Origin of the sequence: Pseudomonas serbiensis (assembly GCF_030580745.1) — a bacterium.
Taxonomy (GTDB): domain Bacteria; phylum Pseudomonadota; class Gammaproteobacteria; order Pseudomonadales; family Pseudomonadaceae; genus Aquipseudomonas; species Aquipseudomonas serbiensis.
This window is the reverse complement of sequence record NZ_JAUQOO010000011.1, coordinates 108,140-121,019: the sequence shown is the minus strand read 5'-3', so window position 1 is coordinate 121,019 and position 12,880 is coordinate 108,140. Positions and strand designations below refer to the sequence as shown.

9 protein-coding genes are annotated in these 12,880 nt (G+C 59.9%); 2 read left to right on the top strand and 7 right to left on the bottom strand.

All coding sequences use genetic code 11. The annotated features are described in order from the left end of the window. Positions 1–39 precede the first annotated feature (39 nt). On the bottom strand, positions 40–378 hold the full coding sequence (locus tag Q6A51_RS15760; RefSeq protein WP_201019886.1) for a low molecular weight protein tyrosine phosphatase family protein: 339 nt from the start codon (positions 376–378) through the stop codon (positions 40–42). Between the two features lie 49 nt (positions 379–427). Then, a complete protein-coding gene (locus Q6A51_RS15755; protein ID WP_304575223.1) occupies positions 428–769 on the bottom strand; it encodes a hypothetical protein in 342 nt (113 codons plus the stop codon). A gap of 216 nt (positions 770–985) precedes the next feature. Between Q6A51_RS15755 and Q6A51_RS15750 the strand changes: the two genes are divergently transcribed. Further along, positions 986–1,150, top strand: a complete 165-nt coding sequence (locus Q6A51_RS15750; protein WP_304575222.1) for a hypothetical protein — start codon at positions 986–988, stop codon at positions 1,148–1,150. A gap of 6 nt (positions 1,151–1,156) precedes the next feature. Here the strand turns inward: Q6A51_RS15750 and Q6A51_RS15745 are convergent, their stop codons facing one another. Genes Q6A51_RS15745 through Q6A51_RS15730 form a run of 4 tightly spaced genes read right to left on the bottom strand, consistent with a single transcriptional unit; the run spans position 1,157 to position 6,399 of the window. After that, entirely contained in the window at positions 1,157–2,911 is a 1,755-nt protein-coding gene (locus Q6A51_RS15745) for an ABC transporter ATP-binding protein (protein ID WP_304575221.1), read from the bottom strand. Then, positions 2,908–4,056, bottom strand: a complete 1,149-nt coding sequence (locus Q6A51_RS15740) for a beta-galactosidase (protein WP_304575220.1) — start codon at positions 4,054–4,056, stop codon at positions 2,908–2,910. Before Q6A51_RS15740 ends, Q6A51_RS15745 begins: the two co-directional genes overlap by 4 nt. Next, a complete protein-coding gene (gene glf, locus Q6A51_RS15735) occupies positions 4,043–5,242 on the bottom strand; it encodes a UDP-galactopyranose mutase (RefSeq protein ID WP_304575219.1) in 1,200 nt (399 codons plus the stop codon). The genes Q6A51_RS15740 and glf overlap by 14 nt, the downstream gene beginning before the upstream one ends. Next, positions 5,230–6,399 (bottom strand): glycosyltransferase family 1 protein, encoded by a 1,170-nt coding sequence (locus Q6A51_RS15730; RefSeq protein WP_304575218.1) that lies wholly within the window; start codon positions 6,397–6,399, stop codon positions 5,230–5,232. The genes glf and Q6A51_RS15730 overlap by 13 nt, the downstream gene beginning before the upstream one ends. A gap of 257 nt (positions 6,400–6,656) precedes the next feature. On the opposite strand from Q6A51_RS15730, the gene galE reads away from it, so the two are divergent. Next, positions 6,657–7,760 (top strand): UDP-glucose 4-epimerase GalE, encoded by a 1,104-nt coding sequence (galE, locus tag Q6A51_RS15725; RefSeq protein WP_304575217.1) that lies wholly within the window; start codon positions 6,657–6,659, stop codon positions 7,758–7,760. Positions 7,761–7,904: 144 nt separating this feature from the next. Here the strand turns inward: galE and Q6A51_RS15720 are convergent, their stop codons facing one another. Beyond that, on the bottom strand, positions 7,905–12,761 hold the full coding sequence (locus Q6A51_RS15720; protein WP_201019815.1) for an NAD-glutamate dehydrogenase: 4,857 nt from the start codon (positions 12,759–12,761) through the stop codon (positions 7,905–7,907). Positions 12,762–12,880: the final 119 nt, after the last annotated feature.

The following is a 12,880-nucleotide window of genomic DNA, read 5'->3' as shown; positions in this document are numbered from 1 at the left end:
AATGGGGTTTATGTGGAATGCTGGCGCTTCTTATCTCGGCTAACCTGGATTAACGGCAGGTAGATATGGCTCGACACGTGTCCGCAGTATCGTGATCAGATCCGGGCTCATGTATTCAAAATCGTCAGGAATATCCAGGCATACGATGCGTTTGTCAGCCAATACCTTGCGGAATCGGGCTGCCAGTTTTCTGCGGTGCGCAGGCTCCATGACAAACACTACATCAGCCCATTCCAGAGACTCGGTATCCATTGGGATATCAGCATCCCTGCCAACACCCGCCGACGCGGTTTCCACGCCCGGCCACTGTGCAAATACATGCTCGGCGGTCGGGCTGCGCAGTCGGTTTTTACCGCAGATAAAAAGCACATTCAAAATGATCGGCTCCAACGAGCAACTGGAAATCGCTCAATATACTACCGGCTACTTACAAACACTCCTGCGCCGCTCGCTCGAATCGGGAGGTAGTGAGCGTCGATGCCAATAGTTGGCGCTCATACAAAAACACTTTTCCGCCTGCCGGAGCCTTGTAGGCCTCAATAACGTTGTCAGCCGCGACCGGGCTGGAGACGACAATCCTGTAGTGCCGCTGAGATTGCGACAACACCGGGTTCAATGAATGTTCTTGCAGTTTGGGCATTACACACTGCACGTATTCATCGGGAGCCTTACTGGTTTGCAAGACAAGCGTCGGTTGATTCGGTGCAGAAGCGCATCCATTCAACAACGCAAAAACGACGGCAATGGCCGGAACAGTCAAAAGGCGCATGTGAAGATCCTGAAATAAAAAAACGGCTCATCGAGCCGTATGTCCAATGCGCGCATTTTCCATATTTATTACAGGGAATAAAATCTCTGGTTTCTGATAGTCACTATCAGCGACACCGATGAAGTCGGCCCCGTCCGTCCGCCCCGCTTCAATCCTACTGAACATTCCTCCCGGCACCCTCCTCAACTCAGGTAGAACCCAACCCGAGGTGAACCGATGAACACGTCCCTGCCCAACACCCCAAGCACGCCAGATCAATCCGGAACCGAAGGCGATCTGGACAACGCCCCCACTCAGAACGAGCCAGAGGAGCCGAGCGAGGAGAAGATCGATCATGCCATCGAGGAAACCTTCCCCGCCAGCGATCCGATTTCACCTTGAGCCCCATCAATCCTGGCGGCCCATTTCCTGAGCCTGCCAGAATGTCTGGAACAGTCCGCCCGCGCTACGCAGCCGCCCGGGCGGGCCGTCTTCGACGATGCAGCCTTGTTGCATCACCAGCACCCTGTCAAACGCACTGAGGGTGGTGAGCCGATGGGCGATGGCCAGTACCGTTCGACCGCGCATCAGGCTGCCGAGCGCCGACTGGATGATGGCTTCGGAGCTTGAATCCAGAGCAGCAGTGGCTTCGTCGAGCAACAGGATCGGAGCGTTCTTGAGGAAGGCCCGTGCAATGCCCAGGCGCTGGCGCTGACCACCGGAAAGCATCACGCCCCGCTCGCCCACCAGGGTTTCATAGCCTTGGAGCAACTGGTCGATGAACTCGTGACAATAAGCACTGCGAGCGGCGGCGATCACTTCCTCGCGGGTGGCCTCGGGTCGGCCGTAGGCAATGTTTTCGTAGATACTGCGGTTGAACAGGGTTGGCTCCTGAGGCACTACGGCTATCTGTCGGCGCAGGCTGTCCTGGCTGATCTGCCGAAGGTCGCGGCCATCGATGCGAATGCTCCCCGTGCTGACGTCATCCAGGCGTTGCAACAGCCCCAGCAGAGTGGTCTTGCCTGCGCCGGACGGGCCGACGATGCCAACCCGCTGCCCGGGCTCGATGCGCAGGCTCAATCCACACAGCACCTTGCGAGCACCGGGATAGGCGTACCCGACATCCTGCAACTCGATGGTGCCGGATGGCACAGCCCAGTCCAGCTCGGAGTCGCTGAGGTCATAGGGTTTGGCGATCACTGCCAATGTGTCGCCGACAGCGCCCAGATGCTGGCTGGTCTCGACCAGGGCCAGCGCCAGATCGCGTGAGCCATGCAGGATACGAAACGTCAGAGCACTGACCATCACCACATCGCCAATGCTCACTGCACCGCGAGTCCAGAGCAGAATGGACCAGGCGAGCATGGTTCCCGCCATGCTCGCCAGACACAGGTCATGCAGTACCCGGGCCTTTTCCACGTACATCCAGCTGCGACTCTGAGCCCGCGCCTCGGTGCGGATTTTCGCATCCAGACGCAGGCGCTCCCGCTCCCGCGCCGTGAAGGCCTTGATCGTCCAGACATTGTTGACCAGATCCACAAGCTCACCGCCCACACTGGCAGCCTGCGCCGCATAAAGCTGATGACGACTGCGCCCGCGAATACCGAAGAAGGTAATGATCGCCGCCACCAGCACCACGAAAGCCACCAGTGCCAGAGCCATCTGGATACGCACCATGGCCAGCAGCACCACAGCCCCTAGAAAGTCGACGCAGGGCGGAATGATTTTCCACAACAGCGCACTGTAGATCTGCCCCGCCGCCGCGCCGGTAGCCGAAATGCGGCTGCCCAGGGCTCCGGCGTAGTGCTCGGCAAAGTAGCGCATCGGGTGTCCGGTCAGATGGCTGAACAGGTCCACCCGCATGTCCGCGCAACTGGCAACCACCGTGCGACAGCCCAGCCAGCCGCCCAGACGCCAGAACAGATTTTCGATGGCAATCAGAAAAATGAACAACCCGAAGGCGAACCAGACCCCGGAACGATTTCCCTCTTCTCCCATACTGTCGACCAGCAGCTTCATGCCGTACTGCACGACCACCGCACAACTGGCGGCGGCAATCACCAGCGTGACCATACCGCCATAAGCCCATGGCCGACGCCTGGCGTAGCCCCACAGAAAGCGTCCGGGATTGGGGTTGGGCGGCACACTTTGCGCGATGTTCATGCTGGCGGCCTCTTGGCAATACGCACTTGGGCCTCGGCCAGCCGCAACGCAAACCGGGCCAGAGCAGCACGGGTCGGAGGGTCTTCGGGACGAAATCCACTGGCATCGGCATAGCCAAGCAGACCGCTGTCGCAGTGACGGTCGTCATCCCAGCCGGGATAGTCGAGAACCGGGTACAGGCACAGGCCGCGCAAGTCGACACCTTTGCTCAGCGCAAGAATTGCCTGCTCGCCGACGTAATCCAGCCACGATTCACGCCCGATACCTTCGGTCCCGGTTTCACTGATCACCAGCGGGCGACCATAGCGGACATGGACTTCCATCAGCATGCCAGCCAATGGCCGAAAGTGCGGATCACCAGGACGGATCGTCGGTCCATCGAGGTACCACTGGTTATGTGGATAGAAGTTCACACCGAGGATATCCAGAAAATCCTCCTGACCGCCCAGGCCCGGCCAGCTTCGGCCGCTGATCAGGTCCCAGCTTTCGTACTGAGCCATGCGGTAGACCTCGGCCGCTTCGATATCAGCCGACCGCTGACGCATGGCGCGCACATGAATCAGCGGGTCGGCATGGATGAAACGCGCCCGTGAATCGACCTCGCGAATGGCTGTCATGGCTGCAATGCTGGCGCGCACCAACTGGTGTTTGAGTTCGGTGCCGCGCCGATGCCCCAGCGGATAGAAATAGCCCACCTCGCCACCGCCCCATGCCCAGAAAGACGGCTCGTTGATCGGACAATAAAACGGCACGGCATCGCTGGACTCGCGCACCCGTCTGGCGACTGCCTGGGCCATCCGGGCAAAACGTTCGACGAAGACCGGTCGCCAGATATCCAGATCGTCCGGATATCCGTAGTGCCCCAGATCCCAGATCACCTGGGTGCCAGCCCTCGTGGCGGCCAGCAACAGCGGATCCAGACTGCTGAAGTCATAATGGCCGGGGCGCGGCTCGATCAGGTGCCAACGCACCCCGTCGCGCACAGTGCGCATTCCGTGCCCGGCAAGGCTGCTGTAATCCTGCTCGGCCCAGCGGTCATGCCCGGTTGAGGCGATCAGGTCCAGACGTCGCCCGTCGCCTCTACGGCTGCTGGTGCATTCAAAACCTCCCATGAGAAAACTGGCGAATGGCTCAAGCCCACTCATGGGACGCGCCCTCGGCAGTTGCGCCGCGGGTCTGGGCAATACGTTGGTAAAGCGCCAACGCCTGCCCCACCACTTGATCCATGTTGTAGTACTTGTAAGTCCCTAAGCGCCCGAGGAAGGTCACGCCTTCGGTGGACTCGGCCAGCACCTTGTAGCGCTGATACAACTCGGCATTCTCTGGAGCCGGGACCGGGTAATAGGGATCACCTTCAGCACAGGGGTATTCGTAGGTCACACTGGTTTGCGCATGTTCCTGACCGGTCAGGTGCTTGTACTCGGTGATGCGGGTATGGGGCACGTTCTCGTCGGGATAGTTGACCACGGCCACGTCTTGAAAGTGTTCCTGCGCCAGGGTCCGGTGCTCGAAACGCAGGGAACGGTAAGGCAGACGCCCAAGCGAATAGCTGAAGTATTCGTCCACCGGCCCGCAATAAACCAGATGGCCACGGGGCAGTAACCGGTCGACCTCGGCGAAATCCACATCCAGCAGAATGTCGATACCCGGATGATCCAGCATTCGCTCGAACATGGCGGTGTAACCCTGCTGAGGCATCATCTGAAAGCTGTCAGTGAAATAACGGTCATCGGTGTTGGTCCGCGCTGGCACACGGGCCGTGACCGAACGATCGAGCTGCGCCGGATCGAGCCCCCACTGCTTGCGGGTATAACCACGAAAGAACAGCTCATACAGCTCGCGCCCGACCTGACCGACCACCACGTCCTCGGCGCTACGTATCGGCTCGACAGCTTCGGCGCGCTCGGCAAGAAACGCCTCGGCACCTGCCTCGTCCAGCTCCAGGTCATAGAGCCGATTGAGCGTGGTCAGGTTTATCGGTATCGGCACCTGTTGCCCACGCACCTGAGCCAATACCCGATGCTCATAAGGCCGCCATTCGGTGAAGCGCGACAGGTAGTCGACGATCCGTTGGGCATTGGTATGGAAGATATGCGGCCCATAGCGATGCACCAGAATCCCGGCCTCGTCCAGATGATCGTAGGCATTACCGCCGATGTGCCCGCGACGGTCGATCAACAAGACCTTCAGGCCCAACCCGCAAGCCAGACGCTCGGCCAGCACGCTACCCGCAAAACCGGCACCGACGATGAGATAGTCGTAGAAGGGTGCGCCGCCCTCCTGTAATTGCCCGGCACGCTCCCGGGCCTGTTCGAGTGTCAGGCCAGGCATGCAATGTGCTCCATCATGGCGTTCCAGGTTGTGTCCCAGCTCATGCCGTTCAGGGCCTGATCCGCCAGGCGAAACAATGCCTCACGGTCCTTGCGCTGGATCAGTGCAGCTTCGACGGCAGCGACGAAACCGGGCCCATCCTCGGCAATATGCACCACCGGGCAAGCGCCATAGGTGCGCACTACATCGCGGATCGGCGTACTGACTACAGGGCAACCACCCGCGAGATACTCAGGCGTCTTGGTCGGGCTGATGAAGCGTGTGGCTTCATTGCGGGCAAAGGGCATCAGGGCCACATCCCATCCGCTCAGGTAGGCGGGCAATTCACTGTAAGCCTTGCCGCCCAGGTAATGGATGTTGGGCAGCCTCGGCAAGCTGGCCTCGTCGATCTTGACGACAGGCCCCAGAATCACCAGTTGCCAGTAGGGGCGCTGCCTGGCCAGACCTTCGAGCAACGCAAGATCAAGACGCTCGTCGACCACACCAAAAAAACCCAGTCGCGGATGGGCAATAACCGCCTGATCGACTGGCTCGGGCAAAGCCTGCCGGGCGCTGGCGAAATGTTCGATATCAACACTGCTGGGCATCGCATGGACATTGCCATGCTGGGCACGCTTGGCTTCCCACAGGCTGACACCGCCCGTGAAAACCACATCCGCCAAGGCCAACAGACGCCGCTCGCGCTCAAGCAACTGCGGCGGCGCGCCCTTGAATGCCGAGAGTTCATCCATGCAGTCATAAACCGTCCCTCGGGCCGGCAGGTGCTCGCTGAACCCCAGGCTCATGGGCGTGAAATACCAGCGCAATAGCACCTCGCGAGGATTGCGCAGCAGGTAGTCATCCAGCAACTCACGAAGTTTCTGTTCGGTCTGTGCGGCATCCAGCCCGACCGGCAGGTGCGGCGTTGCCACCGTGACCCCGCTGCTCTGAAGGGACAGTTGCAGATAAGCCTGCTCACCTTCGGCCGCCAGCGGCTCCTCGAAGAAAAGCACATCGTAGCGCCGAGCCATGCGCGTCATCAGGTGTTGCGGGCGCTGATAGACGAACCCCCAACGCAAATGTGAAAGGCAAACAAGCAAGGGACGTATGCTGGCAACTGCTTCATGGCCTTCGGCCAAATGCTCTGCGATGGGGTATGCAGCCGGGGTTGCAATCATGAGGTTCTCTCCAGAGCAAGTGATGTCGTGGCGATGAGCAAGACACCCGACACAGAGTTATGGACGAGTGCCCTGCGACGAGCGTTCAGTCGAGACACCTTGATGGCCGACCAGTGACATGACCGTCCGGCCAATTCCCGGAACCGGGGATCGGAACTGCCTTTCGTTATGAAGTAAGCGATCCATTTCATCCGCGCAGACCTTCGCCATAGCGCAACAGCGGTCGCACCCCACTTATTTCATGCGAAGGTGACTCTATGATCCTTGTGACCGGTGGAGCTGGTTACATCGGAGCCCACGCGGTACTCGCCCTTCTGGAGGTAGGCGAAGATGTGCTGGTTCTGGACAATTTCTGCAACAGCAGCCCACATGCTCTGACACGAATAGAACAGATCTGTGGCCGTCGTCCTGTGTTGGTGCAAGGCGATGTGCGCAACCGCGAAGTGCTCGCCAAACTGTTTGCACGCTACCCGATCCGGGCAGTGCTGCACTTCGCTGGCCTCAAGGCGGTGAGCGAAAGCGTGCGCAAGCCGCTGCACTACTACGACACCAATGTCAGCGGCAGTATCAACCTGTGCCAGGCGATGGCAGCCGCCGGTGTTTTCACTCTGGTGTTCAGTTCGTCGGCTACCGTTTATGGCAGTTGCCGCAAGATGCCTATCGACGAACAGGCACGCCGAGGCCGGCCAACCAATCCCTACGGCCAATCGAAGCTGATGGCCGAACAGGTGCTCGGCAGTCTGGCGCGTGCCGATCAACGCTGGCGCATCGCGCTGCTGCGCTATTTCAATCCGGTTGGCGCTCACCCGTCGGGGCTGATCGGCGAATCGCCCACCGCGATCCCGAACAACCTGTTGCCCTACCTGCTGCGCGTCGCTGACGGGCAGTTGCCGGTGCTACCGGTCTATGGCGGGGATTACCCGACGGTGGACGGCAGCGGCGTGCGGGACTACATACACGTTCAAGACCTGGTCGCCGGACATCTCGATGCGTTGCGCTACCTGCGCAACAACAGCGGAATCCGCGCCTGGAACCTGGGAACAGGCATCGACTATTCGGTGCTGCAAGTGGTGAGTACCTTCGAGCGGGTCACCGGGATGAAGGTGCCTGTACAAATGCGCGAGCGGCGTCCCGGCGATGTCGCGCAATGCTGGGCCGATCCGTCACGGGCGTTGCGTGAACTGGGCTGGGTAGCCCGGCATGGCCTGGAAACCATGTTGCGCGATGCCTGGCACTGGCAATGCACGAGCCCCGAAGGTTACGAAGACGGACTGCTCGCCGTGCAAGAGCCGATACCCGGCGTGCCGCTGTCGACAGACGATGGCTTGCGTGCGCTTTCCATGTCTCGCACGCGGCAGTGATTCTGTGAGCTTTCGCGAATGAATTCGCTCCTACGGTAGCGAATTCATTCGCGAAAACATGTTGCCTTCAAATCCTGCACCCTGAAAACAAAAAGCCCCGCATCGCGACGATGCAGGGCTTTTCGTTACAACCGGGCTAGACCATCAGACCGCGACGGCTTGCCCACTCATTGCCAGGTCCAGCAACTCGCGGTTGGCAACTGCATACATGGCGTAGTCAGTGCCGCTGGCCGCACGCAGCTCGACCAGCATGGCACGCCAGCGCTCGACCATCGGTGCGTGTTGCTCCAGCCACAAGGCCAGACGCTCTTCCAGATCGGCAGGGCCTTCCGGAATTTGCAGCACGGAGATGGTGATCGCACGTTGTTGCCAGTCGATATCGTCACGGAACGCTTCACGGGCCAGCGCCTGCCAGTTGTTTTCCACCGGCAGATTGCTGATCTGTTGCAGATACCAAGTCACGTCCAGCGCGCTACCCACAGCGAAATACACCTTGGCCACATCGGCAGCGTTATGCCCGGTGACGTCGGAAGCCTCGATGATCGGCAGCAGGGTGTACAGGTGGCTGGTGCCTGCAACCATGCGGGCCAGCAACTCGGGCACGCCGGCTTCGACATAAGCTTCGTAGCGAGCCTGCCAGACCTCACGGGTCGGTCCTTCCAGCAACTCATCGAGCTTGAGGCCCAATGCCGCCAGATGCGGACCGAAGTGAGCAACGTCACGACCGGCGTCCAGTTCGTTGCGACGGCTGCGCAGGAACCAGCGTGTGGCACGACGGCCCAGACGCATCAGCTCATCCATCAGCGACAACTGGATTTCAGCAGGAACCTTGTAATCCAGCGCCTCGATCTGACGGAACCAGTGCGGCAGGTGGAAGATGTCACGTACGGTCACGTAGGCAGCCGCCACGTTGGCCGCGCTCATGCCAGTGGACTCCTTGAGCCGCTGCACAAAGGTGATGCCCATGTGGTTGACCAGATCATTGGCGATCTGGGTGCTGACGATTTCGCGCTTGAGGCGGTGAGCACGCATGGCGGTCGAGAACTTGGCGCTCAGCGACGGCGGGAACGCCGTCTCCATGTCGCGGGTCAGGTAATCGTCATCCGGAACACGGGACTCCAGCAAGGCTTCCTTGAGGTCGATCTTGCTGTAGGAGATCAATACCGACAGCTCGGCACGGCTCAAGCCCTGACCGGCGGCAACGCGCTCGGCGATCTGGTCTTCGGCCGGCAGGAACTCGATGGCGCGATCCAGCTTGCCGCGAACTTCGAGGTCATTCATCAAGCGCTTGTATTCAGCGATACGGTCGTAGGCGCGACGTGCCGCCAGCGACAGAGCCTGGGTCTGCTTGTAGTTGTTGCCAAGCACCAGGTTGCCGACTTCGTCGGTCATGCTTTCGAGCAACTGGTTACGTTGCTTCTCGGTCATGTCACCGGCCTGCACCACTTCGTTGAGCAGGATCTTGATGTTCACTTCGTGGTCGGAGCAGTCCACACCACCGGCGTTATCGATGAAGTCGGTGTTGGTCGCGCCGCCATTGAGGCCGAACTCGACACGGCCCAGTTGGGTCATGCCCAGGTTGCCGCCCTCGCCCACGACCTTGCAGCGCAACTCGTTGCCATCGACGCGCAGTGCATCGTTGGCCTTGTCACCCACATCGGCATGGGATTCTTCGCTGGACTTGACGTAAGTACCAATACCGCCGTTCCACAACAGATCCACCGGAGCCTTGAGCAGCGCGTGCAGCAGCTCGGTCGGGGTCAGCTTGTCGGCCTTGATGTCGAAGCGCGCTTTCATCTGCTCGGTGATCGCGATGCTCTTCGCGCTGCGCGGGAAGATACCGCCGCCAGCGGACATGATGCTGGTGTCGTAGTCGGTCCAGGCCGAACGCGGCAGGTTGAACAGGCGCTGACGCTCAACGAAGCTGGTGGCAGGATCCGGGTTTGGATCGATGAAGATATGCAGGTGGTTGAAGGCGGCGACCAGTTGCAGCTTGTCGGACATCAGCAAGCCATTGCCGAACACGTCACCGGCCATGTCGCCGATACCGATCACGCTGATGCTGTCCTGCTGGACATTGATGTCGCGCTCACGGAAGTGACGCTGCACACCCACCCACGCGCCCTTGGCGGTGATGCCCATCTTCTTGTGGTCATAACCGGCCGAACCACCGGAAGCAAAGGCATCGCCCAGCCAGAAGCCGTAGTCGATGGCAATGCCGTTGGCGATATCGGAGAAAGTCGCAGTGCCTTTGTCGGCTGCCACGACCAGGTACGGGTCGTCGTCATCGTGACGAACCACGTTGGCAGGCGGCACCAGCACGCCTTCCTTGAGGTTGTCGGTGATATCCAGCAGACCCGAGATGAAGATGCGGTAGCACGCGATGCCTTCAGCCTGGATGTCATCGCGGCTGCCACCCAGCGGCAGGCGACGAGGCAGGAAACCGCCTTTGGCACCGACCGGCACGATGACCGAGTTCTTCACCTGCTGGGCTTTTACCAGCCCCAGCACTTCGGTACGGAAGTCTTCTTCGCGATCCGACCAGCGCAGGCCGCCACGGGCCACATTGCCGAAACGCAAGTGAACGCCCTCGACGCGCGGCGAGTAGACGAAGATCTCGAACTTCGGCACCGGCTTGGGCAGCTCAGGGATCAGGCGCGGGTTGAACTTGAAGCTGAAGTAGCTCTTGTTCTGGCCGTTGGCGTCGGTCTGGTAGAAGTTGGTCCGCAGAGTCGCTTTGATCAGGTCAAGGTAGCGACGCAGGATGCGGTCTTCGTTGAGCACCTGAACGTTGTCCAGCGCCGTGAGAATCGCCTGCTCCAGACGCAGTTGCTTGTCGTCAAGATCGTCGGAACCCAGCTTGCGTGCCAGATAGAAACGGGTCTTGAACAGGCGCGTCAGTTCACGGGCAATGTCGGTGTGGTTGTTCAGGGTACTGGCGATATAACCCAGATCGAAGCCCAGGCGAATCTGCTTCAGGTAACGGGCATAAGCACGCAGCAGCGCCACGTCGCGCCATGGCAGGCCGGCGGTCAGCACCAGACGGTTGAAGGCATCGTTTTCGGCATCGCCGCTCACGATATGGACGAAAGCATCCTGCAACGTATCGTTGAGCTGCTGGATGTCGAGGTTCAGGCCTTCACCATAGGTAAAGGCAAAGTCGTGAATCCAGAACTCACGGCCATTGGCGTGTTGCAGGCGGTACGGGAACTCGCCCAGCACGCGCAGGCCGAGGTTTTCCAGAATCGGCAGCACATCCGAGAGCGCCAGCGGCGTGTCGGCGTGGTACAGCTTGCAATGCAGTTGCTGACGACCACCGGCCAGCGGCTGATAGAAGCTCATGACCAACGGGTTGGTTTCGCTCAGGCTCAGGACATGCTGCATGTCCACGACAGCAGAGTGCGCAGCGAAGCGCTCGCGGTAGCCTGCCGGGAAGCCTTTGGGGAAGTCGGCCAGCACATTGGTGCCATGGGCTTCGCCGAAGCTCTCGACCACCAGGCTCGAATAATCGTCTTTCCACGAACGGCAGGCCTGGATGACTTCGTTTTCCAGTTGTACCGGGTCGATATCCAGATTGACCTTCGGGTCCACGCGCAGGATCAACTGCACACGGGCCAGGACCGATTCGGAGAAGAAGGTCCAGAACTCGCAGTCGCTGGCCTTCAGGCGCTCCATCAAGACCTGCTGGATCTTCTGGCGCACTTCGGTGGAATACACGTCGCGTGGCACGTAGGCCAGGCAGTAGCAGAAACGGCCATACGGGTCTTTGCGCAGGAACACGCGAATCTTGTTGCGCTCCTGGATCTGCACGATGGACATCACGGTGCTGAACAGTTCGTCCACCGGCGTCTGGAACAGATCGTCGCGTGGCAGCACTTCAACGACCTGCGCCAGTTCCTTGCCCAGGTGAGCCTTGGCATCGAAGCCGGAACGACGCTCGATTTCAGCGACCTTGCGACGGATGTACGGGATCTGACGCACGCTCTCGCCATACACCGACGAGGTGTACAGGCCCATGAAGCGGCATTCCTTGATGACCTTGCCCGATGCATCGATCTGACGGATCGAAACGTAATCAGGGTAAGCCGGACGGTGTACACGGCTTGGGTGCGCGGCCTTGGCGAACGACAGCAGTGTCGGCTCGCGCAGGTAATTCACCGCATAACCTTCGATATGCAGGTCTTCGCTGGAAAGCCCCGGGCGCAGCAGCTTGGCCAGACCCAGCAGAGACGACTCGTCGTAGATCAGTTGACCGCCATCGCCTTCACCGCGAACTTCAAATTCTTCATAACCCAGGAAGGTGAAGTGGTTATCCACCAACCATTGCAGGAAGACCTTGATCTCGGCCTTCTCTTGCTCATCAACGTTGTATTCGTTGGTGTCGATGCTTGCCAGCAACTCGTGCAGGCGCGCTTTCATCGGCTCGAAATCTTCTACCGCAGCACGGACTTCACCCAGCACCTGCTCCAGCTCACGCGCCAGCACACTCAGTTCGTTGGCATTGGCGCAGCGGTCGATCTCCAGATACATCAGCGACTCTTGCAGCACACCCTCGCCTGTCGTGCCCTTGGGCAGCAACTCAAGCAACTCGCCCGCAGCACCGCGACGCACGCTCAAGACGGTGGTTTGCAGGGTATGGATGCTGTAACCGCGACGGTTCAGTTCGGTACGAACCGAGTCGACCAGAAACGGCAGGTCATGATGCAGCACTTCAACGGCGCTGTGAGTCGACTGCCAGCCATGACGCTCGTAATCAGGGTTATAGACCCGCACCTGAGGCTTGCCATGCTCGAAACGCTCCAGCAGGCGCCAGGCGGACAAGGTGCAGCCTGCCAGGTCGGAAAGGCGACGCTGGGTCAGTTCATCCAGGGAAATGATGCCGAAGAATTGCTCAGCGAACAGCGCTACTTGTGGCAATGCCTGTTCGTTGATGTGCTGAGCCAGTGCCGATTTCAGTTGGTGCTGGAAATCGGACTTGCTGGCTGCGGTGAAGAACGCCATCTGTGGTACTCCGCTTTGCTTTTATAAGGAGGAAGCTTGATGGAAGTGTCTCGTACCAGACTGCACCGGGATGTAACGGGCAGAGGCACAGCATGGCAGAGTGTAAAGCTAAAGAAATA